The following is a 26,360-nucleotide window of genomic DNA, read 5'->3' as shown; positions in this document are numbered from 1 at the left end:
CGTCGATATTCTCCTCACATCGCACTACGCGACACCTGACGCAAACACCACTGATCAACGAAAGGAGCAATACCATGGCACGCAAGCTCGACAACAAGATCGCACTCGTCACCGGCGCCACCAGCGGCATCGGCCTCGCCACCGCCCAGCGCTTCGCGGCTGACGGCGCGCACGTCTATCTCACGGGCCGCCGCCAGGCCGAGCTCGATGCCGCCGTGGAAGGGATTCGCGCAGCCGGCGGCCACGCGACGGGCGTGCGTTCCGATTCCACGAAACTCGGCGAACTCGACGCGCTGTATGCGCAAATCAAGGAAGAGCACGGTCGCCTGGACGTGCTGTTCGTGAACGCCGGCGGCGGTTCGATGCTGCCGCTCGGCAGCATCACCGAGGCGCATTACGACGAAACGTTCGATCGCAACGTAAAGGGCGTGCTGTTCACCGTGCAGAAGGCGCTGCCGCTGCTTGCCGAGGGTGCATCGATGATTCTGACCGGCTCGACGGCGGGCAGCGCGGGTACAGCTGCGTTCAGCGTGTATTCGGCTTCGAAGGCGGCGGTGCGCGCGTTTGCGCGCAGCTGGATTCTCGACCTCAAGGAGCGCCGCATCCGCGTGAACACGATCAGCCCCGGCGCGACCCGCACGCCCGGCCTGCTTGATCTTGCCGGTGACGATGCGGCTCAGCGTCAGGGGTTGGCCGATTATCTGGCGGCCCAGATTCCGATGGGGCGCCTCGGCGAGCCGGGCGAGATCGCGAGCGCGGCGCTGTTCCTCGCTTCAGACGATGCGAGCTTCGTGAACGGCATCGAATTGTTCGTCGATGGCGGGCAGCAACAGATCTGAGCGTGGCTGATCGACGCGACGTCGGACAGGCGTTCGCGTCGCTTCGCCCGCCGACTGCCCGAAGCAACTCATCGACCATCCACCGCGCGCGCCGGAGCCGTTGCCGCGCCCAACTTCGCGCCACCGACTTTCGGCAACCACGCAAACGCGATCGTGACCAGCGTGACGCCGACGATAAGCATCGGCACCACCATCGGCCACGCGCCCGATCGATAGCGCGGATCGGTGAAAACCGCCGCCGTCTGTCCCACGCTGAAAGCGAAGAACATCATGATGAAGCCGGACCAGGATACCGCGCGGCCGGCAAGATGAGGCAGGCCGCTGACCGCCCCTGCCTGCCCGCATGGCTGATGGATCCCGTGGCCGAGGCAATACACGCCGTGCCCGACGAGCAGCGGCCAGATGCTGCCGGGAAGCAGCGCACACCCCAACGCCTGGATCACCGCGCCGGAAAGACTCAGCGTCGCGCCCTGGCGCACCGTTCGCAGCATGCTTTGACGTCGGAGCAACCGGCGGCAGCCGTAGGTGCTCAGGACATAGACGAGCGTCCCGCTCGCCGGTATCCAGCCGTATCGCTGGGGCGAGATGCCGAGGTTCCGGATATAGATCGTCGGAGAAAGCAGCAGAAAGCAGAACATGCCGGTGTACGTCGACGCGGCCAGCAGCGTCCATACCCTGAACGGGGCATTGCCGAATATCTCGCGCACGTCGCCGGTCGGGTTCCGGCGCGGCGCGATACTGGCGGCGCTTTCCTGGAAGCCGTACCAGCACATGACGAGCAAGCTGAACGCATACAGGCTCATCCCCGCGAGTACCCATCGCCAGCCGGCGTGCTGCGTGACGTACGCACCGAGAATCGGGGCAAGGAACGCCATCATCCCCATGCCCATGAAACCGCGCGCCATCACGTATGGGCCGTCGCCCGCCGAGTACCGGTCGCGTACCGCCGCACGGGCGCATACCAGGATCGCGGCCATCGCAAAGCCCTGCATCGCACGTGCGGCCACCAGCATCGGGGCGGTTGATGCGAGCGCCGCCGCCAATGCGGTCAGCGCATAGAGCGCAAGGCCGGTCAGCAAGACGGGACGGCGGCCGAACCGGTCGGAAAGACTGCCCATCGGCAATTGTCCGATACCGAATATCAACGCGAAAACCGTGAGGCTGACGCTGGCCGAGCCCAGCGTTGCAGCGATTTCCGGTAGCGCCGGCAGGTAACTGTCGGTCGCCACCGGCTGGGCCGCGAGCAGCAGCGGCAACATGAGCGCGAAGTTCAGGCGAGCGGGGCGCGTGGTGTCCGGCATGACGGTGTTCGGCAGGGTATCGGGTGAGCGGTGAAGGCAGCGGCAAGGCAAGGGCGCCCGGCGTGCGAGCACTGCGGCGGCAAGCTGAAAAAATGCGGGGTGGAAGCGGTGCCGAACACGCCGGCGCATCGATCGCCGGCTGGCCGCGCAATGATGCTGGCATGGGCTCGCGTGCGACGCGCAACCGATCGTATTCGGCAATTGCCGACCGGTTGCGCGTTCGCTCGCCGCAGGTCGTTCACCGGGGAGGCGCCGGGCCTGCCGTCTCGCGCCTGCCGAGCCTGTCGCGATCGATGCCGTCGCGCATCGGGATCGCCCGCATGCCGATCCCCATCGCCTGTTCAGTCGAACGGCACGGCCAGCCGATCGATCACCGCGCTGGTCTCGGGGCGCACGCCGCGCCACCAGGCGAACGCCTCGGCCGCCTGCTCGACCAGCATGCCGACGCCGTCCGCGATCCCGTGCACGCCGGCGTTTTTCGCGAGCCGGAGGAACGGCGTGAGACGCTTGCCATAGGCGAGTTCGTAGGCGGTTCCCTTCGGACTGAACACGCTCGGCGGGACAGGCGGCAGGTCACCGGTCAGGCTCGCCGACGTCGCATTGACGACCAGGTCGAAACGTCCCATCCGCGCGAGGTCCGCGTAGCTGCCGGCAACCAGCGGGCCGCGCCCGGCGACCTGCGCGGCCAGTGCGCGCGCCTTGTCGACGTCGCGATTCGCGATCACGAGTTCCGCCGGGCCGGCTTCGAGGAACGGCAACAGCGCGCCGCGCGCCGCGCCGCCCGCACCGAGCACCAGCACGCGCTTGCCGGCCATCGGCAGATTGAGGTTCGCTTCGATATCGCGAACCAGCCCGATTCCGTCGAAGTTGTCCGCCAGGATGCGGCCGCCGTCGAACTTCAGCGCGTTGGCCGCGCCCGCGAGCCGCGCACGCTCGCTGCGTTCGTCCGACATCGCGAACGCGTCGAGCTTGAACGGCGCGGTGACGTTGATACCTTTGCCGCCGCCCTCGAAAAACGCACGTACCGCGGCAGCAAAGGCGCCTGCCGGCTCGAGCGGGCCCTCGATCGCCGTATAGCGGAGGTCCTGCCGCGTCTCTTGCGCGAAGAGGCCGTGAATCAGCGGGGATTTCGTGTGTCCGATCGGATTGCCGATCACCGCGTATTGGTCGGTCATCATTGGCTCGCTTTTGAATAGAGGACGCCGTCGGCCTGCATCGCGTCGATTTCGGCCGCATCGAACCCGAGGGAACGCGCGATTTCCGCGTTGTGCTGGCCGAGATCGGGCGCGACGTCGCGAATCGTCGTATCGCAATCGGAGAACCGGAACGGCAAGTTGGGCAGGCGCAGCGTCCCGTAGCGCGGATGCTGTTGCTCGACGACCATGCCTCGGGCCTGGATCTGCGGATCGTTCAACACCTCGTCGATGCGCTGCACCTTCGCGCAGGGCACGTCGATGCCGTCCAGCAGGTCCAGTACCGACGCGACGGAACGCGTGGCCACCCACGGTTCGACCACCGACAGGATTTCCGCGCGGTGCGCGTTGCGCCCGGTGCTGTCGTGAAACCGCGTGTCGGCGCCGAAGCCCGCCGGGCCGCCGTGCGCCGCGATCAGTTCGGCGAAGCGCTTCCATGCGTCGTCGACCTGCGCGGCGATCACGAGATCGCCGTCCGCGGCGCGGAACACGCCGTAGAGTGTCGACGTCGGCATGTCGTGCCCGGTCTGCTCGGGCAGCACGCCTTTCAGCGTGTAGCACTGCACCGCATACTCGTGCATCGACACCAGCGTGTCGTACAGCGCCATGTCGACGTGTTGCCCGCGGCCGCTCTTCACGCGCCCCAGCAGCGCGGCGTTGATCGCCGCGACCGCATGAATGCCGGTGTACATGTCGCCGAGCGAAATGCGCAGCAGCGGCGGGCGCTCGCCCGGCGTGCCGACCATCTGCATGATTCCGCTCTTCGCTTCGGCGATCAGCCCGAAGCCCGCGCGATGCGCGTCGGGGCCGGTGTGACCGTACGCCGAAATCGAGCAGTAGACGAGGCCCGGATTGCGCGCCGACAGTTCGGCATAGCCGAGCCCGAGCTTGTCCAGCGCACCCGGCCGATAGTTCTCGATGAAGACGTCGGCGGAGTCGCACAGCCGCTGCATGAACGCCTTGCCGCGCGCGTCCTTCATGTTTACGCTCACGCCGCGCTTGCCCATGTTGAGCTGCAGGAAGTAGCCGCTTTGCTGGTCGTCGAGCACGGTTGCGTGCTGACGCCCGGCGTCGCCGGTGCCGGGACGCTCGACCTTGATGACTTCGGCGCCGAGCGCCGCGAGACAGCGCCCGACATACGGGCCGGCGAGGAAATGGCTGTAGTCGACGACGCGAATGCCTTCGAGGGGACGGGCCTGCATCACGGTGCCTCCGGACGGCGCGGCACCATCAGACGATGTTCGCCGCGTTGAACGACCTGCCCGTCCTGATTGATCAGCTCCGACGGCAGCACGACGATGCCCCAGTCCGGGCGGCTCTTGCTGGCCCGCATCGAGCCGACGCGGAACGTCACGTGCAGCACGTCGCCGACCTTGATCGGCAGCAGGAAATCCCAGGTCCAGCCGAGCGACATGCCCGGCAGGAAGCGATAGTCGCTCTGCGTTTTCAGGCCGTCGGCGATGGATAGCCCGAACAGCCCGTGCGCGACGAGGCAGCCGAAATGGCTGGCGTTCGCGTATGCCTCGTCCACGTGAACGGGCGTATGGTCGCCGGTGAGGTCGGCATACGCGAGAATGCGCTCCTTGGTCACCCGGTAGGTCGGGCTCGTGCACGTGTCGCCCTCGCGCGCGTCGTCCCAGTATTTTTCGACGATCGTCATGGTCATGCCTCCGCGCGCGGGTTGATCGCCAGCGCCTGCGCGACGCAGGAAGCCGGCCGGGCCTGAATCAGCTCGACGGCGAGCCCGTCGGGCAGGCGAATCCAGTTGCGCCCCTGCGGCATCTCCGTCACGTCGAACCGCCGCGCCGCGGCCAGCGCGGCCTCCAGGTCCTCGCACATCACGCCGAGATGGGCGAGCCGGCCTTCCGGGCCGTCATGTTCCGGCGCGTGGATGAACTGCAGGCCGCCGAGCGTCCAGTACTGCCGCGGTGCGTCGAGCGTGCCGTCCACTTCGCGCAGCGTCATGCCGAGGACTTCCTCGAAGAAACGGATGTGCCAGCGGATGTCCTTCACCCAGATCGCGACGTGTTCGAGATAGGCTTTCGTGGCGCTCATGCGGCAGGCTCCTCGCGCTGGCGATCGGCCATCGCGCGCTCCAGCCCCTTGATGCAGGCGACGAGCGTGGCATTGACCGGCGTCGGCACGCCGTGGCGCTGCCCGGCACGCACGACCGAACCGTTGATGAAGTCGATCTCGGTGATCGAGCCTTTCTCCAGGCTCTGCAGCATCGAGGTCTTGAAGGCAGCGGGCAGCCCCTCGGCGGCGAGCGTCCACGCTTGTTCGGGATCGGTCATCGACAGCCTGACGCCGGCTGCCTGCGCCGCCGCAATGGCCTCCGCCACGGCCGCGAGCGACGTCGCCTTGAGCAGCGGCTCGTCGTAAAGCTGCCCGTAGGTGAGGCCGGTGAGGCCGGTCAGCGCGCCGGTCGCGACATTCACCAGCAGCTTGTCCCACATCGTGCCGACGATGTTGTCGCTGATCGTCGTCGCGAGGCCGGCGGTATCGAACGCGGCGGCGATCGCCTGCACGCGCGGCGTGATGCGTCCGTCGAGTTCACCGATGTAGGTGTGCTTGCCGATCACGCCGGATTCGATATGGCCCGGCCCGCGCAGCACGCCGCCGACGTAGGTCTTGCCCGCGAGCACGCGTTCGCGGCCGACGGCGTCGCTCAGGATGTCCTCGTGCCCGAGGCCGTTCTGCAGCGACAGCACGACGGTATCGGGCCCCACCAGCGACTGTGCGCCGCGGATGGCGGCATCGGTGTGAAACGACTTGACCAGGACCACCACCAGGTCGGCCACACCGACTTCGGCGGCCTGCGTCGTCGCATGGACGCGTACCTGGCGCGTGCCGCGGGCGTCGTCGACCCGCAGGCCGTCGCGACGCATCGCGTCGACGTGCGCGGGCGAACGGTCGATCAACCAGGTCTCGTGACCGCCTTCGGTGAGGGTGGCGCCGATCGCACAGCCCAGCGCGCCAGCACCCAGAATCGCAATTTTCAATGGTGTCTCCTTGACGTATGGCCTCACGATAGGAGCCGCCGCTCATGTCGACAATGCAATGGATACAATAGTGTCATTGCGATGGACAATAATGCGACGATGCCCGCCGATCTGCCGGACCTGAAGCTGCTTCAGCTATTCGATCTCCTGTACGACGTGCGCAGCGTCACGCGCGTCGCCGAGCAGCTCGGCCAGAGCCAGCCGACCGTCAGCATCTGGCTCGGGCACCTGCGGGAACACCTGCACGATCCGCTCTTCATCCGCACGCCCGGCGGCATGGCGCCGACACCGCAAGCCGACGCGCTGATCGGGCCATGCCGGGAAATCCTCGAATCGCTGCGACGCTTCACGGCGTGGGAGATCGCATTCGATCCGGCGACCGCGCAGCGACGCTTTCGCATCTGCATGACCGACGCGAGCCACGTGACACTGTTGCCGCGGCTGCTGGCCCATGTCCGCGCGCAGGCGCCGGGCGTCCGGCTGGAAGCCGCACGGATCGACGGCAATACGGAGCGGGCGCTCGAATCCGGCGAAGCCGATCTCGCGATCGGCTACGTGCCGTGGCTTGGCGGCGGTATTTATCAGCAGAAGCTGTATGACCAGGACTGGATTTGTCTGGTGAACCGGCATCACCCGCGGATTCGCGGCCGGGTTGGGGTAAAGCAGTATCGTTCGGAGGGGCATGTCGCCATTACGGCGGGAACGGGGGCACAACTTCTCGAACAGGCGCTGCGGCAGGCGCGTATCGAGCGGGACGTGGTGCTGGAATTGCCGGGCTTTCTGGGGTTGGGGGCGATCGTGCAGACGACCGACCTGATCACGACGCTACCGCGTCATATCGGCGAGACGCTGGCGCAGGCCAACGATCTGGCGGTTCATGCGTGCCCGATTCCCGTCGAAGGCTTCGCGGTACGGCAGCACTGGCATGCGCGCTATCACCACGAGGCCGGCAACCGGTGGTTGCGCGGCGTCGTGATTCGACTGTTCGGTGCTTCGCATTGATCCGCGGCTTCGGCGTCGCGAGGAAGGCCGGTCGTTCAGACCATCGGCAAATGAAAACGCCGTCGCGATCGTCGATGTCGCCGTGACGGCGCCTGCGGCGGCGCCGGGCTTTCCGGCGGCTATCGGCGCGGCCATCCGAGCGCCTGCGCCTGGTCGAGCGAGGAACGCACGACGAGGCGATGGAAAGGCGCGATGACGCCGAGATAAACCCGGCCCAACGGACGATTGTAGAAAACGAGGGTGGTGAGCGTCAGTCGCCGGGGCAGGCCGTCGGATGCGGGCTGCACGAGCACCGACACACGGAAATCGAGATGCGTGTCGTCCTCGCCCAGAATGATTTCGTCGTCGTGTCGTTCGAACACGCGAAAAATGCTGATTCGGTCGCCGTTCGCGGCTTTCAAATCGGCCGTTCCTTTCAGCCCGAACGGCCACACGACCAGGTCCCGGATGCGCAGCAGCAGCGCGATCCACTTGGGTTGCCCGGTAAAGATGTGTCGCGCGAGAGACGCCGCGTCGTTGCAGGCGGTGGCCGGCAAGGCCACCGAAAATGCGTCGGCGAAATCCGCCGAGCCGTATGAGCGGCTCAGCCTCGAGTGCGCCGGGAGGCTGACCTGTTCGGTTTTCTTCGAATGCGTCTGCATGCCAGTTTCCCCACCGTTCACGTTGCCCGGTTACCGCTGCGCCATTCGAGCGAACGCAGTCGACAGCATTCGCGGCATCGCGGCAACGGGCGATGCCCCGTGATCGGCGGAAGTCACGGACGACTCGTCACGGGAACATCGGGCCGGATCACGCGTCGGCAGCGCCCCACCTTTGGCCGCTGACCTCCGCCAGCGCGTCGAATACGGCCGGCGAGCGTTCCAGACGCGCGATCGTGCGGGCACCTTCGAGCGCGGCGACCAGCGCGGCCGCGGCTGACGATGCGCGTGCGGAAGCGAAATCGCACCCGCGGAAATGCGCCGCAATGACCTCGGTCGAATCGGCAAACCCACGCGCGACCCGCTGGGTGAGTTCGGCGTCGAGCGCGGGCAGTTCGTTCGCCAGATTTTGCATCAGGCACCCGTACTGAAAATCGGTGGCGACCATTTCGGCGGCAAATGTGCTGAGGATCCGGCGAACAAAATTCAGCGCATGACCGGTCGTCTCAGCCGAGATGTTCCGCAAGACGGCAATTCGATTCGTGACGTAATGATCGATGGCTTCCTCCGCGAGCTGCGCCTTGCCGCGTGGGAAGTGGAAGTAGAACGATCCTTTGGGGGCGCCGCTTTCTTCGAGGATCTGGGTCAGTCCGGTCGCGGTGTAGCCCTGGATGCGAAACAGCCGTTCCGCCGTGGCAATCGCGCGAGCGCGAGCGTCAGTCTTGCGTGTCATGCGGCAAACGTACCACGTTTCGCTTGACCGGGCTATGGCGATCGCCATACTATGGTGATCACCATATTCCGGAGCGCCACGATGCCCGTCGACAACAGCAAGCCATCGGCGCCGCGACGAGCCGTCCTCGCGATGGGCGCGGCCGGCCTGGTTGCCGCGTGGCTTCGGCCTGCCCGCGCAAACCCGACAGGAGAAGGCGATTTGGCCATGCCGACCTACGCCGCGGGAACGCTTCCCAACGGGGTGCGCTCGCGCATGATTCACGGGGTGAACGGCCTCGATGTCCATATTCTCGAAGCCGGTCATGAAAGCGCCGGCCGGCCGCTCGCGTTGCTTCTGCACGGTTTTCCGGATCTGGCCTACGGCTGGCGGCATCTGATGCCCATCCTGGCCGACGCGGGATACCACGTCGTCGCACCCGACCAGCGGGGGTATGGACGCACCACCGGCTGGGCGAACGACTATGACGCCCCGCTCGGGCCCTTCGGCCTCCTGAACATGGCGCGCGACGCCCTCGGACTGGTTTCGGCGTTGGGGTATCGGCATACGTCGATGCTGGCAGGACACGACCTCGGCTCGCCCGTGGCCGCGTATTGTGCGCTGGCGCGGCCTGACGTCTTTCCGTCGGTGGTGCTGATGAGCGCACCGTTCCCCGGCCCGCCCGCGCTTCCGTTCGACACGGCGCGAAACGAGACATCGTCGGCTCGCCCGAACAGTGAAAGCGGGAAGCTGGCGGCGGCGCTTGCCGCGCTCGATCCGCCGAGAGCGTATTACCAGCAATACCTGAGCACACGGAACGCCAACCGGGACATGTGGTATCCACCCCAAGGTTTGTCCGCGTTTCTTCGTGCATTTTTCCATGTGAAGAGCGCCGACTGGCGGGGGAACGAGCCGCATCCGCTCAAGGCGCTCACCGCCGCGGAGCTTGCGCAAATGCCTACGTATTACGTGATGGATCTCGGCAAGACGATGCCGGAAACCGTCGCGCCATTCCAGCCGTCCGCCGCGGAAACCCTTGCCTGCAAATGGCTGACCGACGCGGAGCTGGGCGTGTACACGGCGGAGTACGGCCGCACCGGGTTTCAGGGTGCGCTTCAGGCTTATCGTGTGCTGTCGGATCCCGACCTGAACGCGGAGCTGCGCCTGTTTTCGGGCAGAACGATCGACGTTCCGTCGCTCTTCATTGGCGGCAAGCGCGATTGGGGCACCTATTCGGCGCCGGGCGCGCTCGATCTGATGCGAACGAAGGCGGCGACGAGCATGCGCGGCATCGAACTGATCGACGGCGCAGGTCACTGGATCCAGCAGGAGCAACCGGAGAAACTCGGCGAACGCCTGCTCGCGTTCGCGAAGGAGTGAAGCAGGCGGGCGGTGCGGTTCAGGGCTGACGGCAGCTTCCGGCTGCCTTCGATTGGGGCGTCGCGCTCCGATGAGTCGAGCCGCATGCGCGCGACGATCGAAACACGCTGTGGACCGAGAACGTTCCTCGTTCAATCTTATGGACTGCTTCGGATCTCGTCGTGGCGACTCGGGGTCGGAGCGCTTCTCTTTCGACGCTGGCCCATGCGCGAGGCGACGTAGTGCATCTCCCGGTCTCGTCCTCCAAGCGGCTATCCGGTACACAGTTACAAGATAACGATTGACGTGGCGGTTGCTGGCCGTTAGTGTATGCACCGAAGTCCAAGAAGTCCGATTGCTGTTCATCAATTGCTCGCTCCTCCCCGGCGGTATTCGTTGTCCTCTCCCTCCTTGACGCTTCAAGCGCTCTTCGACAGAGCAAATTTTCATATTTTTTTCTCAAGGAATCTTCATGGATACCGGTATCGTCAAGTGGTTCAACGACAGCAAAGGCTTTGGCTTCATTACTCCGGACAACGGCGGTGACGACCTGTTCGCTCACTTCTCCGAAATCCGCGCCGACGGCTTCAAGACGCTGGCTGAAAACCAAAAAGTGAGCTTCGAAACGAAGCAAGGCCCGAAGGGTCTGCAAGCGGCCAACATCAAGCCGCTGTAAAGTTTGAAGGGCCCGGCCTCCCGCGACGGACGCCGGGCCGCAGCGACATCCCCACGGAGCTTCGTCTCCTCAAGTTGGCGCGATTGCCTGCAGCTGCATCGATTGGGTTAGCAGCTTGCCAAGCGCCACACGTCTCGTTGCACTTCATTCCCCTCCGGCCGCAACGCCTTATTTCCGCTTTCCGACTGCGTCAGATTCGGTCCGCAATGGCTTTTGAATCGGCGTACCCGTGTGCCGGTCGCACGGCTCGCACGCACTCGAACATCATTAAAATTAAAATGCACGACAAACGAATTCAACAATACAACGGCTATGCCGTCCAACCCTCGACGCATCGCTTGCCCGACGGGAGCTTTTCATCCAACCTGCTGCTCGAACGCGTCGACAGCATGCACGACGAAGGCCGCTACCAGTTCTATTCGCTCGATTACTTCGCGAGCGAGGCACAGGCGCTCGCGCATTCGGCACGCTGGGCACGCCACTGGGTCGATACGCGCGGCTAAGGGCAACGCCCGGCAGACGCGAGCGGCGGCGCGATCCGATTCGAACACCATCGCCTCGGCGCTATTGCCTCGCGGGCCGGTGTGGATCAACGCTCGCGGTGGGCGAGAACGGAAACGCACATCGGATTGAAATCGCGAGGTGCCGATGCAATACGGCGTCTTTCGCGATCGGCCGCAGCCGGATCAGATCCCGTGGACCGTTTCGGCGCCGAACCGGTCCACCACGAATTCAGTAAAGCTACGAAGCTTCGGTGATTGCTGCCTCTCTTGCAGATACAGCAGATTCATCGACCTTTCGGGGGCGGCGAAGTCCGGCATGATCTCGATGAGGCGCTTGTCGCGAATGTCCTCGCGTATCAACATGGAAGGAAGCATCGCGATACCCAGCCCTCTCAATGCCGCCCGGCGCAACGCTTCCGCATTGTCGATTTTCAGTCTGCCGTCCACGGCGACGCTCATCGGCCCATCCGGACCTTCCAGCATCCATTGAGTTTGTGCCGCGTGCCACGCCGACCGAGGCGGATACGCGTACGTCAGGCAGTGATGTTCGCCAAGCGCGTTCGGCGTGGTGGGCGCGCCATGTGCGTGAACGTAAGCGGGCGACGCGCACAGCACCAGCCGATAGGACGCCAACGGACGCGCCACGACATCGGGGTTGGCGATCGCGCCGATGCGAATGGCTGCCTCGAAACCTTCGTCGAACAGATCGGCGAGCGAGTCGGTGGCGACGATATCGAGCTTGATCTCCGGGTAGCGCTGGTAATAGTCCGCGAGCGCGGGAATCAGGCACTCGTTCGTAAACACGACGGGCGCGGTCACGCGCAAACGCCCGCGTGGCTGCTGGAGATGATCGAGCGCGAGCCGTTCCGTGTCGTCGACCAGACCGAGGATTTCGACGCATCGCTCGTAGTAAGCGTGGCCGAACGCGCTGACTTTCTGCTTGCGGGTCGTGCGGTGAACGAGGACCGCGCCGAGCCGGGTTTCCAAGGCCTGTAGGTAATTGCCGACCATGGTCGGCGACAGACCGGACGCTTGCGCGGCCGCTGTCAGGCTACCCGTTTCCACGATGCGGACGAATACGGCCATCGCCTTGAGGAGATCCATTGCGCAATGGTACTGGATTCTGTTTCAAGGTGATGCGCGTTTATCGGCCATCGTTTTGGAAATACATTGCGACATGCAAGCGAAAGGAGGGCAGAAATGCTGTACGAACTCACGACGTTGTCGTGTCCGCTGCAGGACCAGGATACGGTGTCCCGCCGTGCGCATCGGTGGGTATCGAATGCCGACGCGCAAGGAAGGCTGCTTGGCGCATGGCGCACGGAAATTGGCGAGCTATCGCGGATCGTCGTGCTGCGCGGCTTCGGGACGAGGGATGAATTGCAGCATGAACGCGATCGGGCATTGCATGCCGAGCGACCTTTCGGGATTGAAAGCGCATCCGTTCGATTGGACATGGAAAGCTATGCGCTGTTTCCTTTTCTACCCGACATCGAACCGGGCGCATTGGGCGGCTTCTACGAGATTCGCCGCTACTGGCTGAAAGCCGGCGGAATTGCGCCGACCCTTTCCGCGTGGGAACGTGCGGTGGGCCCGGCCAAAGCCTATACGTCGCATCTCGTTTGCAACATGTATGCGCTCGATGGGCCGCCGCGCATCACGCACATCTGGGGATTCCCGAGTCTGGAAGCACGCATGGCGTTGCGAAAGCAACACTATGCAGCGGGCCTGTGGCCGCCGGCAGGGGGGCCGGAGCAGATCGAAAGGGCGACGTCGACGATCGGCCTGCCGGAGGCGTGGTCGCCGTTGCGTTGAAGGCGCCGTGGGTGCCGGATGCGGTAAGCAATGCCAAGCGATATCCACGGAGACGGCATCGAGAAGCCATGTTGCGACGCGCCGGACGAAACGCCGCAACGGAAACCGCTTCAACTCGTCCTTTCACATCTCTTCCTTGATCACGCCCGTCATCGCGATGACGTTCATGCGTTGCGCTCGCAAACATGCGTTGCACCGCCCGCGCTGGATGTCACGTGTTTTCAGTGCGCCAAATCGGTCATCGGCCCGTTCAACATTTACGCATCGAGAAATCGCTCGACCATGACCACGACCATGCGTTCGGCGAAATTTTCGGGGGGATGCCAGAATGTCGTCCTGGTCTATCATTCACGATTTGCCACGCGCGGTCGGTCACAGTGCGCGATCAGCGAGTACCTCGATATCAGGTCGCTGTTCAAGCCGTTGACCAGGAGTGGCGGCGAACCGCAACCGACAGTCGGCACACCATCACCGAAATGAGCGATTTGAAACACGCAGTCTCTCTCGAGACCCCGAATGGCCCCGATTCCTCCCGTCGCCGCTCGCTGATCGCCGCTTGCGGCGCACACGCCGTGCACGACGGGTTGACCGACGTCATTTACGTGCTGCTGCCGATCTGGCAGGCGCAGTTCGCGATCAATTACGCGCAGATCGGCTTGTTGCGCGGGCTCTATTCCGGCGTGATGGCGGGTTTTCAGTTGCTCGCCAGCCGGGCAGCGCGGCGCTGGGGCCGGGAGCGCTTGCTGGTGGCCGGGACGGCCCTCGCGGGCATGGCCTACCTGATCGCGGGGCAGGCCGGCGGGCTGACGGTACTGCTGATCGCGCTGGTACTGGGCGGACTGGGCGCCAGCACGCAGCATCCGCTCGCATCGTCGATGGTCACCGATTCCTACGAGGCGGGCGGAGGCGTGAAGGAGGCGCTGGCTCAATACAACTTCTCCGGCGACATCGGCAAGACGCTGATACCCGGCCTGATCGGCCTGCTGTTGACGGTCGTGACGTGGCGAACCGGCGCCACGCTGATCGGCGTGCTGGGCGTGGTTTCAGCGGGCCTGCTGTGGTGGCTGATTCCGTCGAGCGACTCGTCGCGGGCGGCGCGCGACAAGACGCCGAAAACGCCCGCGGGCAGCGGTTCGGCCGGCGGCTTGCACGCGCTGCTCGCGACCGGCACCCTCGACAGTGCCGTGCGGATGGGCTTTCTGACGTTCCTGCCGTTCCTCCTCAAAAGCAAAGGGGCCGGCACTGCCGGTATCGGTCTCGCGCTGACGTTGCTGTTCGTGGGCGGCGCGTTCGGCAAGCTGTTCTGCGGCTATCTGGGCGCGCGCATCGGGATGATGAAGACGGTGTGGCTCACGGAGTCCGCCACGTCGCTGTTGATCGTGCTCGCCGTGTTCTCGCCGCTCTTCGCGATGATGGCGATGCTCCCGCTGCTTGGATTGGCGCTGAACGGAACATCGTCCGTGCTCTACGGTGTCGTGCCGGAGCTGGCCGGCGTCGGCAAGCGCGAGCAGGCGTTCGCGTTGTTCTATACGGGCACGATCGGCGGCGGCGCGCTGTCGCCGGTTCTGTTCGGCCGTCTGGGCGACGTCGCGGGCGTCCCGACCGCGCTGCTGGCGCTGGCCTCGGTCCTGCTGCTGACACTGCCGTTATCGTGGTACGTGCAGAAGGGCCTGGAAGCATAGCGCCTGTCCTAGCCGGCTGCGACCGACCTCGCGAACTCGATGAACTGCTCGACGCATGTTGACGAAAACGGTTCGGACCACGTGACGACCAATTCGAGAACATGCGGCGTCGCCAGCGGCACGTAAGCGACACCCGAGCGTTGCAACGTCGACGTGAAGCTGGGCACGATGGCGACGCCGCGTTCCGCTGCCACCAGCGACACCAGCGTCGTGATCTGCGACGCGGTAGGCCCGATCCGCGGCGCAACGCCCTCGCGGGCGCACAGATCGTCGAGCGCCGCGTTCAGCGCGGAACCGTAGCCCGCGGGGAACGTGACGAAGTTCTCGTTGACGAGTTCACGGAACTCGATCGTCGCCTTGCCCGCGTATCGGCTCTGGGCCGGAACCGCGGCGACGAGCGGCTCGCTCGACACGATGAGGGACCCGATGCGCGCTTCCGACGTCTTTGCCGCGGCCCAACCGAATCCGACGTCCAGCGTGCCGGCGGCGATCTGCTGGCGTTGACTCGCGGTCGATACTTCCCGAAACGCCAACTCGACTTCCGGCATGCTGCGGCTCGCATGGCGGATGATGTCCGAAAACGCGTCGGACATCGGAATGGAGCTCGCATAGCCGATCACGACACGGCCGACCATGCCTTGCGCCATCTTGCGCGCCGTTGCCTCCGCCTCGTCGACGGCATGAATGACGCTCCTCGCGTGTTCGAGAAACAGCGCGCCTGCCGGCGTGAGCTGGACCGCGCGCGTCGATCGTTCGAACAGCCGGATACCGAGGTCGGTTTCCAGCGCGGCGATATGGCGCGTCAAAGGCGGCTGGGCAATACGCAAACGCAACGCCGCGCGTCCGAAGTGCAATTCGTCGGCGACGGTCACGAAATAGCGGAGGCGGCGTAGGTCGAGCATTTTTGTCGTTTCGGTATCAATGGCCACGAAAACAGTATTGGCGCGCGTGTCGCCCACTCGTCAGACTGTCACACAAACCAGACAGGGCGTCACCAGTGGGCAACAGAACCATTCGATCCGCATTTTTCCTGTGCGGGTTTGCGGCTTTTCTCAATCTTTATTCGACTCAGGGCATCCTGCACGAACTTGCCGCGGCATTTGACGTGAGCCCGGAACAAGCCGGCCAGGGCGTCAGCGCCACCACCTTGGCGGTCGCTATTATCGCTCCGTTCGTCGGCGCGCTGGCCGCCCGCTTCGATCGCCGAACGGTCATTTCGTGCGCCGCCGTCGCGTGTGCGCTTCCCGTTCTCTGGTCTGCGCACGCGGCGAGCTTTTCATCGTTCCTCGCCGCCCGCTTTGCCGCGGGCGTGCTGATGCCGTTCATCTTCGCGATCTCGATCGCGTGCATCGGCGAGGTCTTCAGCCACGACGCGGCGACGGAGGTCAGTGCGCTCTTCGTCGCCGGCACGACACTCGGCGGATTCGCCGGGCGTTTCGTGACGAATAGCCTGACGTCCGCGTTCGGCTGGCGCCACGCGCTCGACGTCATCGCGTTCCTGTGTCTGGCAACGGGCCTCGCGATCCATGCGTGCCTGCCGGCGGCCGGCGCCGCGCGTCCGGACGACGAAGGTGCGTCGGCATCTCGCTGGACGCTCTTGACGCGCGGCCCGCTGCTCGCGTCGTTCCTGGTCGGCGCATGCGTGCTTGCATCGCAGGTCGCGACGTTCACCTTCGTCGGACTGCGGCTGGCCCGTGCGCCATTTGGCTTCGATACGGTCGAGATCGGCGCGATCTATGCGGTATTTCTCGTCGCGGTCGTCGTCACGCCGCTCGCGGGCCGCGTCGCGGCGCAACGCGGCCCGCGCGATCTCGCCCTTGCGGCGACCGGGCTCGCGATCGTCGGTGCATTGCTGACGGTGTCGAGCAGCGTCATCGCGATCCTGATCGGGCTCGCGCTCAGTTCCACCGCGGTGTTCGTCGAGCAGGCGTCGGCCAACGCGTTCATCTCGCGGGTGGCGCGGGGTGCAAGATCGACGGCGATCGGCATTTACCTTTCCTTCTATTACTTCGGCGGGAGTCTCGGCTCGGTCCTGCCCGTTCCCGCGTGGAATCGCTGGGGCTGGGTGGGCTGCGTCGCATTCGTCGTCGGTGCACAGGCGCTCGCAGGCGCGCTCGTGTTTTTCTTCTGGCGCGGGATGCCTCCCGCCAGCGCAGGCAGACCGCGCTCACCCGAAGTGCGGCTGACCCGGTAGTTCGCTTCAAATCACATCTAGAACCGGAGAGAAAAGGATGGAAACGTTTCAATCGCAAGCGGGGTTGCTCGATATCGTCACGCCTGTGCTTAACGGGATGAAAGGCGGCGTCCTGAAGGAGGCGCTCGTTGCGGCCTTCTCGGCCGAGGAGGAGGCGCTTCGGGACATCGAAGGTGCATTCCGCCGGTTGACGGAGCGCGGCTATTCGGCGCCGGCTCTTCGCACCTTTTTCGCCAGCTGGTCGAAGACCAACAATTCCGCGGCGAGCGTCTCCGGCCTTGCAAACCGGATCACGCTGCTGGCGCGCTCCGACGCCGGTTCGGCGGCGTCGAACCAGCTTCATGACGTATGCGCGAGCCTGCAGCGCATCACCGACGAGGATCTCGGCGCGCTGGGCGGCGTGCTCCATGCCGATCTCTTCTATACGATGGCGACGGCTGCGTGCGGTGACGACACGTGGCTGCTGAAGTCCGCTTGCCTTCCGTCCGCGCAGGCATTCAAGGACTGGACGGATCGTCAGCGGCTGAAGGAACGGGATATCCTCCTCGGCCTGCTTACCACGCTGGTTCACGAGGTTTACACGCACGGTGAAGTCGAGTTCATCCACGACCTCTACAAATCCTGGTTCCACACGCACGTCGGCATTCCGGCCGATCGCGTGCGCCACATCGTCGCGTGGGTCACCGTGCATACCGGCGGGACCGAGAGCAATCACTTCGGGCACGCCGTACAGGCGGTCAACGCGTTCGCCGACGCAATGCAGGTAACGATCGACGCATCGGCCGCGACGACGCTGTTCCAGGACTACCTGCGTCGCAAGGCGACCGTCATGCGCGAGTGCGCGCAAGCGCTCGTCTGACGCAGTGCGGGGTCGGCCCAGGTGCCGACCTGCCGGATTCAGTTCGCATAACTGATTGCTGAGGCGAAGCCCACGACCGGCTCGCCTTGCCGTGGCTCCATTTCATTGGTTTTCGCCTACGACGACATGAATACACGCGACATCCCGCAAATCGAGTTGCCGTTGTCGGACCGTGCGCGCAGCGTTACCGCACCGGGCACGTCGAGCATGCGCAGCAAAGCAAACGCATTGAAGGACCGTGGCGTCAAGGTCATCAATTTCGCTGCCGGAGAACTTTCTTTCGATGCATGCCCGCCCATGAAGGCGGGCGCGATCGATGCGGTGGAAAGCAGGCGCAATCGTTATACGCCGCCGATCGGATTGCCCCAACTCCGAGAAAAGCTCGCGGAAAGCGTGAGCCGGCGATGCGGGGCGATGTTCACGGCAGACGAGATCGCCGTCACGGCGGGCGCGAAGCAGGCGCTCTTCAATGCGTCGATGGTCCTGCTGAACCCCGGTGACGAAGTGATCGTTCCGACTCCCTATTGGGAGACCTTTCCGACCCAGATCCGGCTCGCCGGTGCGACGGCCGTCTGCGTCGACACGCAGGCCGATCAGTACCGACTGACCTGGCGTTCGGTCGAGGGCGCGCTGACGGACAGAACCCGAATGATCGTGATCAACACGCCCAACAACCCGACGGGAACGGTCTATCAGCGCGAGCAGTTGCTTGGAATTGCAAAGCTCGCGTTCGACCGCCAAATCTGGGTGGTGTTCGACGAGTGCTATCGGCATCTCGTCAGGCATCCGCACGAGCATCACAACATCCTGTCGCTTTTCGAGCCGCTCAGGCGACAGACGGTCCTCGTCGACTCGTTTTCGAAAAGCCAGGCCGTGACTGGCTGGCGCGTCGGCTACGCGTGTGCGCCGGCGCACGTGATAGCCGCGATGCACAATCTGCAGGGGCATACGACGTCGAATCCCAGTAGCCTGTCGCAGTACGCGGCGCTGAGCACGATCACGTCCGGTTCCGACGCATTCATCGCGGAGATCAACCGGTTCCTCGAGCAGCAACTGACCACGGCACGCACGTTTCTGGACCGGATCGCGGGCGTCGCCTATGCCCCGCCGGAAGGCGCGTTCTACCTGTTCGTCGATGTCTCGGAAAAGTTGGGCCGCCATTACCGCGGGCAGCGGATCCGCGACGTCGACCATCTCGCCGAACTGCTATTGACGGAAGCGCACGTCGCTGTCGTTCCGGGCGCCGGCTGCGGCGATTCAAACTGCATCCGGATCTCCTATGCAATCGAACATGAAGAATTGATCGAGGGCCTGCTTCGCCTCGGCCGGTTCGTGGCGGAGATCGACGTCGATTGAACCCGACGGTTGGCGCCGCCACACGGCCCGATCGGCTTGTCGAGTAGCGCCGACATTGGGGGCGCCGATCGTGCAAGCCTCATCACGATCGACACATTCATCAATCGAGGAGGAAGACATGGAGCATTCGACGCACGCATTCATCGATTACGTCAACGACGCATTGATCGACGTGGAGGACAGGCGGCTCGTCGACGCGCTGCTGACCGGCTTCGAAAATAATCGCGACAGGTTGCGCGAATACCGGAAGACCTATGAAGGCATCACGTCGGGAAAATGGAGCACCGACTCGCTTTGTACCTTTTTTTGCGGATGGCGCAGCCCGGATGGCGCCGCCCATGCCGTATCGAGCATCATCGTGCGTCTCCTGCAGGAATCCGAGTCGCTCGATGGCGAACGGAACAAGGTGAAGATGCTGACAGCCGCGCGACACTGCGGCGAGATCATCGTCGAGGATATCGGCCTCGGCGAGCTGCACGGACATCCACACCATTCGAAGCTGTATCACCGGATGGCAACCGCCATCTGCGGTTCGGACAACTGGCGCCTGCAGGACCGGTTTCTCGATCCTGTCACGAAGGAATTCTCTGCATGGGTCGGACAGAAGCGCCCGCTCGCACCGGACCTGATCGAGGCCATCGAGATGATGGCGATGACCGAGCTGTTCAATACGGGCGAATACAACCTGATGACGCCGATGTGGAAGAAATGGATACGCGAGTCCTTCTCGGTCACGGCGACCGAGGTCAACCGGATCGCATCGTTTCTGAGCGTGCATTGCGGAAGCGTCGAAGCGCGGCATTTCAGGCACGCGGCCGACGCGCTGACGCTTTATGCGGAAGCGTCGAACCAGGAGATCAACTATCGCCGTATCGGCATGCTGTCCGACGAGTACGTGATCCGGGCATGCGAGCACCTTGGAAAGATGGCATCGGTGCTCCGCGCGTAACGGGCCAGGGAAACGAGCCGGCGGGCCGCATCCCGGCGCGATAGGCGAGGCCGGAGCGGGAAGCCGCCAGTGCCTGCCGGCGAATGCATTCGCATCCTGCTTCGCCAGATGAATGAGTCCAACGCTCGCCGCGGCGAGCGACTGAATCGAGGTCAACAAACATGCGTATCGAATCGGATTCGATGGGTTCCATCCAGGTCCCGTCGGAAAAATACTGGGGTGCACAAACCGAGCGTTCCATCATGAATTTCCCGATCGGCCAATCCCGCTTCAAGTGGGGAAGATCGATCATCCATGCAATGGGCATCCTGAAGAAGGCCGCGGCGCTGGCGAATCTCAAGCTCGGCGAATTGCCGGAGGCGATCGCCATCCCGATCTCGGAGGCGGCGGACGAAGTGATCTCCGGGGCGCTCGACGATCATTTTCCGCTGGTGGTGTTTCAGACGGGCTCGGGAACGCAGTCGAACATGAATGTCAACGAGGTCATCTCCAATCGCGCAATCGAAATGAAGGGCGGGGTGCTCGGCAGCAAGACGCCGATTCATCCGAACGATCACGTCAATCGCGGCCAGTCATCGAACGACACGTTTCCGACTGCGATGTATATCGCGGTCGTCACGGAACTGTTCGACACGTTGTTTCCGAGCGTGATGGCATTACGCGATACGTTGCTGGAGAAATCCGAGCGGTATTTCGACGTCGTGAAGGTCGGGCGCACGCACTTGCAGGACGCGACGCCGATCACGTTCGGGCAGGAGATCGGCGGCTGGGTGAAGCAGATCGACTATTCGCTCGCGTCGATTCGAACCAATCTGACCGGGCTGTACGATCTCGCGATCGGCGGCACGGCCGTGGGCACGGGGCTGAACGCGCATCCGCTGTTTGGTGACACGTGCGCGGCCATCATCGGTGAACTCACGGGGCATCCGTTCCGGTCGTCGGCCAACAAGTTCTTTGCGTTGTCCGCGCACGACGCGCTCGTCAGCACGTCCGCGGCGATCCGAACGCTCGCGATGGCACTGCTGAAGATCGCCAATGATGTTCGCTGGCTGGCAAGCGGACCGCGCTGCGGGATCGGCGAGATTCATATTCCCGAGAACGAGCCAGGCTCGTCGATCATGCCGGGGAAGGTCAATCCGACGCAATGCGAAGCGCTCACGATGGTTTGCACGCAGGTATTCGGCAACGATGCGACCGTCGCATTCGCCGGGAGCCAGGGAAATTTCCAGCTCAACGTGTACAAACCGGTGATGGTCCATAACGTGCTGGAGAGCATCACGCTGCTCGCCGACGCGTGTCGCGCGTTCAACGTGCATTGCGCGGTCGGCATCGAGCCCAATCTGCAGCAGATGGACGAGAACCTCGAAAAGAATCTGATGTTGGTCACCGCGCTCAATCGTCACATCGGCTACGACAACGCAGCGATCGTTGCGAAGACGGCTCACCGCGAAGGGAAATCGCTGAGGGAAGTCGCGAATGCGCTGGGATTCGTCGAGCCGGAGGATTTCGACCGATACGTCGTGCCGCTCGACATGACGCGATCCTGAAAGGGTATCGACGAGGCGACCGATCGCTGTTTGCTCTATGTCGAGGCCGGTTCGGACGGGGGCATGATTCACGGCCGCACGAGCCGCGATGCCTCGGCATCGATGGAATCCTCGATCTTGTGCCGGGCGCGCGATGAACGGCCACAATCGTTCTGGAGGGGGCCTGGCGCATGCGTCAGGCCATTTCTCCAGTTGAAGGCTTCAAATCAGGAGAGGGTGCTGTCGCCAGCGTCGGCTCCACGACGGCACCGTGCTCAGCCGTCGAGCCAGCGTCGTCCTCAACACCGCGTACCGCCGGCAACGCAACCCGCACATAAAGAAACGCGCGCCGTTCGCGATCGGGCAGCACTTGCGGCCCGTAGCTGATCCTTACCGCCCCGTCATCGATCTCGCCGGCCTGCGCGAAGCGCCACGCACCGGGATCGCTGTCGAGCAGGAATTCGGCGCGCGCATACGCGTGCGGCTCGAACAGCTCGGGAATCGTCACCGTTTTTCCGTCGAGCCTGTCGAGCAATGCTTCGACCACGTTGAAGCCGTAGCCGTCGCGCACGATGTCGCAGATGAAGCTGCCCGCGATGCGCGGATTCAGTTCGATCACGTGCGGCACGCCGTCGTGCACGATGCAGTCGAGATGCACGGGCCCCCACGTGAGCCCGGCGGCGGCGGTCGCGCGCGTGCCGACGTCGATCAGCGCGCGCAGCGTGTTGGCGTCGAGATCGAGTTCGGACGTATACCCGCGTTCGAGAAAACCCGCGCCATGCCTCTTGAGCTTGCGCAGCGCGCCGACGTAGCGGCCGTCGAAATACTCGACGCAGTATTCGCTGCCCTCCAGGAATTCCTCGATGACGATGCGTTCGGTCGCGAGCGATCGTGCATCGGCCTGCACGGCGGCGAGCGCATCGAGCTGCGCGCGCACGGCGGCGATGCCCTCGCAGCGGCGCACGCCGTCGCTCGCGGAGCCTTCCGACGGTTTGACGACGACCGGAAAGCGCAACGGGGCGGCGGCCGCCGCGAGCGCCGCCGGCGCGGCCAGCGTACCCGACACGAACTGCGCGGCCGGGATGCCGTGCGCGGCGAGCAACGCCTTCTGGTTCGACTTCGACACCGCGTGCGCGACGTGCCGCGCATCGGGGCCGGGCAGCCCGAGCGCATCGGCAACCCATGCGGCGGTGCGCGCATAGGTGTCGTGCGCGGTCGTCACGCGCAGCGTGTCGAGTTCGTCCGGAAAGCGTGCGCGCAGCCAACCGGCGAGCTGGTCGGCGTCGGGCGCGAGGTTGACCGTCTCGACGCCCGCGGGAAACACGCCGTCGAGACGATGGCCGGGCGCGGTGACGACGGTCACGGCCACCTGGCGCGCGAGGGCGGCGCGCACCAGCGCGACGCTGCTGCCGGTGGCGCGTGCGCCGATCACGATAAGTCGCTTCATGGTGAATCCTTGATCGAGGACGGGAGAGCTAGCGTGCGCGCCGGCGCAGGCGCTGCGCTTCGAGGCGGGGCAGCAGATGCTGAACGACGCGCGGCAACGTATAGATCGGCAACTGCGCGCACGCGAACACGAGCGCCATGGTCGGCGTGGCGGCCAGTCCGAGCGCGGCCCACATCAGCCCGACGTTGCGATTGGCGACGATCAATGCGACGTTCAGGCGCGTGCGGACATCGCCGGGCGTGAGCCCGTACGCGACGATCTGGAAACCGGCGTTGACGGCGAATGCAAGCGCGATCGCCGCCAGTGCGCGGTGCGGTGCGTCGATGATCGACTGCTGCATGCCGGCCATCGTGCCGAGCGCGAAGATCAGCAGCGCGACGACGACGGTCGCGTCGATCGGCGTCGCATGGCGCGCGAGCCGCGCGCCGGCAAGGCGCCGCACGAGCAGCGCGACGCCCTCGGCGCTGCCGATCAGCAGCGCGAGCCGCAGCGCGAGGCTCGACGGCGAGATCGACACCGCGGCGTCGTGGCTGAACCAGGCCGTCAGCAGCGGCGCGGTCAGCGGCACGAACACCATCGACGCGAGGGTCGCGACGAGCGCGACACTGGCGTCGAGCGACAGCATGCGCGCAATCGTCGACGTGCCGCTCGACGGCGGCGCGCAGTACGCGATCACCAGCGCGACGACCCAGTCGTACGGCAAACCCGCGATCTGCGCGGCAACGCCGAGCGCGATCGGGCACGCGATCATCGTCAGCGCGGGCAGCAGCAGCGACACGGCGGGGCGCCGCGCGACCGCGCGCACGGCGCTCGGCTCGACGCGCAGCAGCGTGCCGAGCACGAACAGGAACACGGTAACGGGCATCAGCGGCCGCGCGAGCGCCGCGAGCGGCGGCACCAGCAGCCCGAGGCCGACGCCGCACGCGAGCACGGTCGGGCCGCGCCGCACCAGCGCGGCGATCAGTGCGCGCATGGACGAACCTCGGGCCGGCGGCGAACGGGAGTGAAGCCGAAGCGGGCAGCGAATGGCATGCGGATTCCTCGGAAGGGGCCGGCACGGAATACGCGCTAGGCTAATCCGGATGGTGGGAGAAGTAAAATGATATAAACTGAATCGGTAACAAGAGAAACTGATATGAACATCCCATTGCTCGAAACTTTCCGGGCCGTCGTGCAGGAAGGCAGCGCGTTGCGCGCGGCCGAACGGCTCGGCTGCACGCAGTCGAACGTCACGGCGCGGCTGCGTCAGCTCGAGGAATCGCTCGACGCACCGCTGTTCGACCGCCATGGCAAGCGGCTGGTGCTGAACGATGCCGGGCGCCGGCTGATGCCGTATTGCGACCGCATCCTGCGTCTCGTCGACGAAGCGACGCAGGTGGTGCGCGAAACGCCGGTTGCCCGTAGCTTCCGGCTCGGATCGATGGAAAGCACGGCCGCCACGCGGCTGCCTGCGCTGGCCGCCGCGCTGAAGGAGCGCGACCCGGCGCTCGGCCTCGCGGTGCAGATCGGCAGCGAGCCCGATCTGGCGGATGCGCTGCTGCGCGGCCGGATCGACGCGGCGCTCACCGCACGCGCGGTCGTGCGGCCCGGGCTGCGTTATGAGCCCGCGTTCGCGGAGGACATGGTGCTGGTGAGCGCCGCGACCGTCACGCGCCGGCAACTGCTGGCCGACAACGCGGTGCGCCTGCTCGCGTTTCACGACGGCTGCCCGTACCGCGCGGTCGCGGAGCACTGGCTGAAGGCGCGCGGCGTCGCGATCGAATCGGTGTCGTCGTTCGGCACGTTCGGCGCGATCCTCGGCTGCGTGGCGGCCGGGATGGGCGTCGCGATCCTGCCGAAGCGGATCACGACCGAGCACGTGGCGCGCAAGGAACTGCGCGCGCATGCATTCGACGATCTCGACAGCGTGACGACCTACCTCGTCACGCCCGACGAAACGCCCGCGCTGCCGGAACTCGACGCGTTGCGTGCGGTGCTCGGCCGGCAGGCCGGTGCGCTGCTCGCGCGCTGACACGGGCACGCCGCGACCCTAGACCGGCGCGACCGCGCCTTCGTCCGCGAAGAAATCGGCCTCGATTTCGCGAATCCGCCGGCAATCCTCGAGCAGCCGTTCGAAGGTCGGGCTGTACAGGCCGACCGTGCCGAGCGCCGTTTGCAGGTCGGTGGTCACGCGCAGCGTGTCGCCGACCTTGATCCACTGCTTGAGCCCGACGAACGACGGCAGCGCCTGGATCGCCTGCCACGTGAAATCCTGCCGCAGCACGCCGTTGCGCGACGACAGCAGCAGCACGTGACCGCAGTACCCGCGAAAATCCGTCGGCGCGGCGACGTCGCCGAACAGCCGCTCCGGATGCAGCACTGCTTCGACGGTGGCCGATACGTGATTCTCGCCGCTGACCGCGCTCGTCAGCCGCGGATCGAGACTGCCGTGCAGCCGCGCGTTCAGCTCGACGATGGTCGGGCCGTCGGCCGTATCGAACAGCTCGAGGTGGGTCGGCCCGAAGCGCACGTCCAGCGCATCGAGCACGTCGGCCGCGTAGTCGAGCAGCGGTGCGTAGCGCGGGTCGGCATGGTTCAGCACCAGCATCTTGTCGAGCCGCGGCGCGTGCGTGCGGTCGCGATGCACTTCCCACAGGCTGACCACGCGATGGCGGCCTTCGAACGACACCGAATCGACGATGTATTCCTGCCCCTCGGAATAGCTTTGGATCACGATGTCGTCGTTCGGCTGGTTGTACAGCGAACGGGTGTTCAGCACGTCGCGCGCGGCGGCCTCGACCTGCTCGAGCGTTCGGCAGATCTTCACGCCGGCCACGCCCGCGCTGCGCGCCGGCTTCACGACGAGCGGCAGCGTGCGCTGCGCGCGCGCCCAATCGAGCGCTTCATCGACCGACGTGCTGTGGAAGTGCGCCGGCGCGCGCAGCCCGGCCTGGCGAATCCGTTCGTTCATCGCGAACTTGTCGCGTCGCGCGGCGGAGGTGGCGAGCGGGTTGCGATACGGCACGTCGAGCCGCTCGGCCAGCGTGTCGGCCAGCTCGAGCGCCGCGTCGAGGCCATGCAGCACCGCGCCGATCCGCAGGTCGCCCAGTTGCGCGAGCGTCGCGTCGATGTCGCCGCGATGCTGGACCTGCCGGATGTAGTCGGACGGCACGAACTGGTCGCGGTAGATGGCCGGCAGGTCGGGGTCGCTGATCACGTGCGCGCAACGGATGCCGTATGCGCGAAACGCGGGGGCCAGGTAGGCGGCGGTCGATGCGCCGTCGACGATCAGGACGGTATCGATGAAGCGATGCTGCATGGATTCCTC

General features: G+C 65.3%; 27 protein-coding genes. 14 read left to right on the top strand and 13 right to left on the bottom strand.

The window, feature by feature from the left end; all coding sequences use genetic code 11:
- The first annotated feature begins 74 nt into the window (after positions 1–74).
- The gene (locus QZM15_RS28455) at positions 75–839 is read left to right on the top strand and encodes an SDR family NAD(P)-dependent oxidoreductase (protein WP_302107736.1); all 765 of its coding nucleotides are present in this window, start codon (positions 75–77) and stop codon (positions 837–839) included.
- A gap of 68 nt (positions 840–907) precedes the next feature.
- Here QZM15_RS28455 and QZM15_RS28450 read toward each other — a convergent pair whose 3' ends face one another.
- The 6 genes from QZM15_RS28450 to QZM15_RS28425 form a co-directional block, all read right to left on the bottom strand.
- Positions 908–2,140, bottom strand: coding sequence for an MFS transporter (locus tag QZM15_RS28450; RefSeq protein WP_302107711.1), 1,233 nt, complete (start codon positions 2,138–2,140; stop codon positions 908–910).
- 341 nt (positions 2,141–2,481) lie between these two features.
- Complete coding sequence (aroE, locus tag QZM15_RS28445; RefSeq protein ID WP_302107710.1) at positions 2,482–3,315, bottom strand: shikimate dehydrogenase; 834 nt, start codon at positions 3,313–3,315, stop codon at positions 2,482–2,484.
- The gene (locus tag QZM15_RS28440) at positions 3,315–4,535 is read right to left on the bottom strand and encodes a CaiB/BaiF CoA-transferase family protein (protein ID WP_302107709.1); all 1,221 of its coding nucleotides are present in this window, start codon (positions 4,533–4,535) and stop codon (positions 3,315–3,317) included. The genes aroE and QZM15_RS28440 overlap by 1 nt, the downstream gene beginning before the upstream one ends.
- On the bottom strand, positions 4,535–4,993 hold the full coding sequence (locus tag QZM15_RS28435; protein ID WP_059577540.1) for a MaoC family dehydratase: 459 nt from the start codon (positions 4,991–4,993) through the stop codon (positions 4,535–4,537). The genes QZM15_RS28440 and QZM15_RS28435 overlap by 1 nt, the downstream gene beginning before the upstream one ends.
- A gap of 2 nt (positions 4,994–4,995) precedes the next feature.
- Positions 4,996–5,388, bottom strand: coding sequence for a VOC family protein (locus QZM15_RS28430; RefSeq protein WP_059637761.1), 393 nt, complete (start codon positions 5,386–5,388; stop codon positions 4,996–4,998).
- On the bottom strand, positions 5,385–6,335 hold the full coding sequence (locus tag QZM15_RS28425; RefSeq protein WP_302107708.1) for a ketopantoate reductase family protein: 951 nt from the start codon (positions 6,333–6,335) through the stop codon (positions 5,385–5,387). The genes QZM15_RS28430 and QZM15_RS28425 overlap by 4 nt, the downstream gene beginning before the upstream one ends.
- An 81-nt stretch (positions 6,336–6,416) precedes the next feature.
- Here QZM15_RS28425 and QZM15_RS28420 point away from each other — a divergent pair, with 81 nt between their 5' ends.
- Positions 6,417–7,337 (top strand): LysR family transcriptional regulator, encoded by a 921-nt coding sequence (locus tag QZM15_RS28420; RefSeq protein WP_302107707.1) that lies wholly within the window; start codon positions 6,417–6,419, stop codon positions 7,335–7,337.
- Between the two features lie 119 nt (positions 7,338–7,456).
- Here the strand turns inward: QZM15_RS28420 and QZM15_RS28415 are convergent, their stop codons facing one another.
- Positions 7,457–7,978, bottom strand: coding sequence for a DUF2867 domain-containing protein (locus QZM15_RS28415; RefSeq protein WP_099318551.1), 522 nt, complete (start codon positions 7,976–7,978; stop codon positions 7,457–7,459).
- 148 nt (positions 7,979–8,126) lie between these two features.
- Complete coding sequence (locus tag QZM15_RS28410; RefSeq protein WP_302107706.1) at positions 8,127–8,756, bottom strand: TetR/AcrR family transcriptional regulator; 630 nt, start codon at positions 8,754–8,756, stop codon at positions 8,127–8,129.
- Positions 8,757–8,963: 207 nt separating this feature from the next.
- Between QZM15_RS28410 and QZM15_RS28405 the strand changes: the two genes are divergently transcribed.
- From QZM15_RS28405 to QZM15_RS28395, 3 genes are all read left to right on the top strand, one after another.
- On the top strand, positions 8,964–10,067 hold the full coding sequence (locus tag QZM15_RS28405) for an alpha/beta fold hydrolase (protein WP_302107735.1): 1,104 nt from the start codon (positions 8,964–8,966) through the stop codon (positions 10,065–10,067).
- 451 nt (positions 10,068–10,518) lie between these two features.
- Positions 10,519–10,722, top strand: a complete 204-nt coding sequence (locus QZM15_RS28400; protein ID WP_006485974.1) for a cold-shock protein — start codon at positions 10,519–10,521, stop codon at positions 10,720–10,722.
- Between the two features lie 278 nt (positions 10,723–11,000).
- Positions 11,001–11,225: a hypothetical protein gene (locus QZM15_RS28395; protein ID WP_059577552.1), complete on the top strand. Its 225-nt coding sequence runs from the start codon at positions 11,001–11,003 to the stop codon at positions 11,223–11,225.
- A 183-nt stretch (positions 11,226–11,408) separates the two neighbouring features.
- Here the strand turns inward: QZM15_RS28395 and QZM15_RS28390 are convergent, their stop codons facing one another.
- Positions 11,409–12,329 carry a LysR family transcriptional regulator gene (locus tag QZM15_RS28390; RefSeq protein WP_059577555.1) on the bottom strand — a complete coding sequence of 307 codons (921 nt, stop codon included), beginning with the start codon at positions 12,327–12,329 and terminating at the stop codon, positions 11,409–11,411.
- Between the two features lie 96 nt (positions 12,330–12,425).
- Between QZM15_RS28390 and QZM15_RS28385 the strand changes: the two genes are divergently transcribed.
- The 3 genes from QZM15_RS28385 to QZM15_RS28375 are packed head-to-tail and all read left to right on the top strand — an operon-like array spanning position 12,426 to position 14,722.
- The gene (locus QZM15_RS28385) at positions 12,426–13,040 is read left to right on the top strand and encodes an NIPSNAP family protein (protein WP_302107705.1); all 615 of its coding nucleotides are present in this window, start codon (positions 12,426–12,428) and stop codon (positions 13,038–13,040) included.
- A 30-nt stretch (positions 13,041–13,070) separates the two neighbouring features.
- On the top strand, positions 13,071–13,520 hold the full coding sequence (locus tag QZM15_RS28380; protein ID WP_302107740.1) for a hypothetical protein: 450 nt from the start codon (positions 13,071–13,073) through the stop codon (positions 13,518–13,520).
- Positions 13,517–14,722: an MFS transporter gene (locus QZM15_RS28375; RefSeq protein ID WP_089466204.1), complete on the top strand. Its 1,206-nt coding sequence runs from the start codon at positions 13,517–13,519 to the stop codon at positions 14,720–14,722. Before QZM15_RS28380 ends, QZM15_RS28375 begins: the two co-directional genes overlap by 4 nt.
- An 8-nt stretch (positions 14,723–14,730) precedes the next feature.
- Here QZM15_RS28375 and QZM15_RS28370 read toward each other — a convergent pair whose 3' ends face one another.
- Positions 14,731–15,624 (bottom strand): LysR substrate-binding domain-containing protein, encoded by an 894-nt coding sequence (locus tag QZM15_RS28370; RefSeq protein WP_302107734.1) that lies wholly within the window; start codon positions 15,622–15,624, stop codon positions 14,731–14,733.
- 95 nt (positions 15,625–15,719) lie between these two features.
- On the opposite strand from QZM15_RS28370, the gene QZM15_RS28365 reads away from it, so the two are divergent.
- The 5 genes from QZM15_RS28365 to fumC all read left to right on the top strand — a co-directional run bounded on the left by QZM15_RS28365 (position 15,720) and on the right by fumC (position 21,627).
- Positions 15,720–16,916, top strand: coding sequence for an MFS transporter (locus tag QZM15_RS28365; protein WP_089466203.1), 1,197 nt, complete (start codon positions 15,720–15,722; stop codon positions 16,914–16,916).
- 37 nt (positions 16,917–16,953) lie between these two features.
- On the top strand, positions 16,954–17,775 hold the full coding sequence (locus QZM15_RS28360; protein WP_059577571.1) for a hypothetical protein: 822 nt from the start codon (positions 16,954–16,956) through the stop codon (positions 17,773–17,775).
- 126 nt (positions 17,776–17,901) lie between these two features.
- On the top strand, positions 17,902–19,131 hold the full coding sequence (locus QZM15_RS28355) for a pyridoxal phosphate-dependent aminotransferase (RefSeq protein ID WP_059577574.1): 1,230 nt from the start codon (positions 17,902–17,904) through the stop codon (positions 19,129–19,131).
- A 118-nt stretch (positions 19,132–19,249) separates the two neighbouring features.
- Positions 19,250–20,080 carry a hypothetical protein gene (locus QZM15_RS28350; protein WP_302107704.1) on the top strand — a complete coding sequence of 277 codons (831 nt, stop codon included), beginning with the start codon at positions 19,250–19,252 and terminating at the stop codon, positions 20,078–20,080.
- Positions 20,081–20,241: 161 nt separating this feature from the next.
- Complete coding sequence (gene fumC, locus QZM15_RS28345) at positions 20,242–21,627, top strand: class II fumarate hydratase (RefSeq protein ID WP_302107703.1); 1,386 nt, start codon at positions 20,242–20,244, stop codon at positions 21,625–21,627.
- 175 nt (positions 21,628–21,802) lie between these two features.
- On the opposite strand, the gene QZM15_RS28340 is transcribed toward fumC, so the two are convergent.
- Together QZM15_RS28340 and QZM15_RS28335 are read right to left on the bottom strand one after the other, a co-directional pair.
- Positions 21,803–23,053 (bottom strand): acetyl-CoA carboxylase biotin carboxylase subunit family protein, encoded by a 1,251-nt coding sequence (locus QZM15_RS28340; RefSeq protein ID WP_302107702.1) that lies wholly within the window; start codon positions 23,051–23,053, stop codon positions 21,803–21,805.
- A gap of 28 nt (positions 23,054–23,081) precedes the next feature.
- The gene (locus tag QZM15_RS28335) at positions 23,082–24,026 is read right to left on the bottom strand and encodes a hypothetical protein (RefSeq protein WP_302107701.1); all 945 of its coding nucleotides are present in this window, start codon (positions 24,024–24,026) and stop codon (positions 23,082–23,084) included.
- A 162-nt stretch (positions 24,027–24,188) separates the two neighbouring features.
- Between QZM15_RS28335 and QZM15_RS28330 the strand changes: the two genes are divergently transcribed.
- The gene (locus QZM15_RS28330; RefSeq protein WP_059577589.1) at positions 24,189–25,064 is read left to right on the top strand and encodes a LysR family transcriptional regulator; all 876 of its coding nucleotides are present in this window, start codon (positions 24,189–24,191) and stop codon (positions 25,062–25,064) included.
- Between the two features lie 18 nt (positions 25,065–25,082).
- Here QZM15_RS28330 and QZM15_RS28325 read toward each other — a convergent pair whose 3' ends face one another.
- Complete coding sequence (locus tag QZM15_RS28325; protein WP_059577592.1) at positions 25,083–26,351, bottom strand: ATP-grasp domain-containing protein; 1,269 nt, start codon at positions 26,349–26,351, stop codon at positions 25,083–25,085.
- Positions 26,352–26,360 lie beyond the last annotated feature (9 nt).

Source organism: Burkholderia sp. AU44665, assembly GCF_030504405.1.
GTDB classification, from domain to species: Bacteria; Pseudomonadota; Gammaproteobacteria; order Burkholderiales; family Burkholderiaceae; genus Burkholderia; species Burkholderia semiarida.
This window is presented reverse-complemented; position numbering and strand designations above follow the sequence as displayed.

Bases quoted from the DNA above. Each gene is read 5' to 3' on its own strand.
- QZM15_RS28430 (WP_059637761.1), bottom strand. From the start codon at position 5,388: ATGAGCGCCACGAAAGCCTATCTCGAACACGTCGCGATCTGGGTGAAG.
- QZM15_RS28380 (WP_302107740.1), top strand. From the start codon at position 13,071: ATGCCAAGCGATATCCACGGAGACGGCATCGAGAAGCCATGTTGCGAC.
- QZM15_RS28440 (WP_302107709.1), bottom strand. From the start codon at position 4,535: ATGCAGGCCCGTCCCCTCGAAGGCATTCGCGTCGTCGACTACAGCCAT.
- QZM15_RS28420 (WP_302107707.1), top strand. From the start codon at position 6,417: ATGGACAATAATGCGACGATGCCCGCCGATCTGCCGGACCTGAAGCTG.
- QZM15_RS28375 (WP_089466204.1), top strand. From the start codon at position 13,517: ATGAGCGATTTGAAACACGCAGTCTCTCTCGAGACCCCGAATGGCCCC.
- QZM15_RS28390 (WP_059577555.1), bottom strand. From the start codon at position 12,329: ATGGATCTCCTCAAGGCGATGGCCGTATTCGTCCGCATCGTGGAAACG.
- aroE (WP_302107710.1), bottom strand. From the start codon at position 3,315: ATGACCGACCAATACGCGGTGATCGGCAATCCGATCGGACACACGAAA.
- QZM15_RS28330 (WP_059577589.1), top strand. From the start codon at position 24,189: ATGAACATCCCATTGCTCGAAACTTTCCGGGCCGTCGTGCAGGAAGGC.
- QZM15_RS28450 (WP_302107711.1), bottom strand. From the start codon at position 2,140: ATGCCGGACACCACGCGCCCCGCTCGCCTGAACTTCGCGCTCATGTTG.
- QZM15_RS28455 (WP_302107736.1), top strand. From the start codon at position 75: ATGGCACGCAAGCTCGACAACAAGATCGCACTCGTCACCGGCGCCACC.
- fumC (WP_302107703.1), top strand. From the start codon at position 20,242: ATGCGTATCGAATCGGATTCGATGGGTTCCATCCAGGTCCCGTCGGAA.
- QZM15_RS28355 (WP_059577574.1), top strand. From the start codon at position 17,902: ATGAATACACGCGACATCCCGCAAATCGAGTTGCCGTTGTCGGACCGT.
- QZM15_RS28360 (WP_059577571.1), top strand. From the start codon at position 16,954: ATGGAAACGTTTCAATCGCAAGCGGGGTTGCTCGATATCGTCACGCCT.
- QZM15_RS28400 (WP_006485974.1), top strand. From the start codon at position 10,519: ATGGATACCGGTATCGTCAAGTGGTTCAACGACAGCAAAGGCTTTGGC.
- QZM15_RS28340 (WP_302107702.1), bottom strand. From the start codon at position 23,053: ATGAAGCGACTTATCGTGATCGGCGCACGCGCCACCGGCAGCAGCGTC.
- QZM15_RS28405 (WP_302107735.1), top strand. From the start codon at position 8,964: ATGATTCACGGGGTGAACGGCCTCGATGTCCATATTCTCGAAGCCGGT.
- QZM15_RS28350 (WP_302107704.1), top strand. From the start codon at position 19,250: ATGGAGCATTCGACGCACGCATTCATCGATTACGTCAACGACGCATTG.
- QZM15_RS28370 (WP_302107734.1), bottom strand. From the start codon at position 15,624: ATGCTCGACCTACGCCGCCTCCGCTATTTCGTGACCGTCGCCGACGAA.
- QZM15_RS28325 (WP_059577592.1), bottom strand. From the start codon at position 26,351: ATGCAGCATCGCTTCATCGATACCGTCCTGATCGTCGACGGCGCATCG.
- QZM15_RS28410 (WP_302107706.1), bottom strand. From the start codon at position 8,756: ATGGCGATCGCCATAGCCCGGTCAAGCGAAACGTGGTACGTTTGCCGC.
- QZM15_RS28395 (WP_059577552.1), top strand. From the start codon at position 11,001: ATGCACGACAAACGAATTCAACAATACAACGGCTATGCCGTCCAACCC.
- QZM15_RS28385 (WP_302107705.1), top strand. From the start codon at position 12,426: ATGCTGTACGAACTCACGACGTTGTCGTGTCCGCTGCAGGACCAGGAT.
- QZM15_RS28335 (WP_302107701.1), bottom strand. From the start codon at position 24,026: ATGCGCGCACTGATCGCCGCGCTGGTGCGGCGCGGCCCGACCGTGCTC.
- QZM15_RS28435 (WP_059577540.1), bottom strand. From the start codon at position 4,993: ATGACGATCGTCGAAAAATACTGGGACGACGCGCGCGAGGGCGACACG.
- QZM15_RS28415 (WP_099318551.1), bottom strand. From the start codon at position 7,978: ATGCAGACGCATTCGAAGAAAACCGAACAGGTCAGCCTCCCGGCGCAC.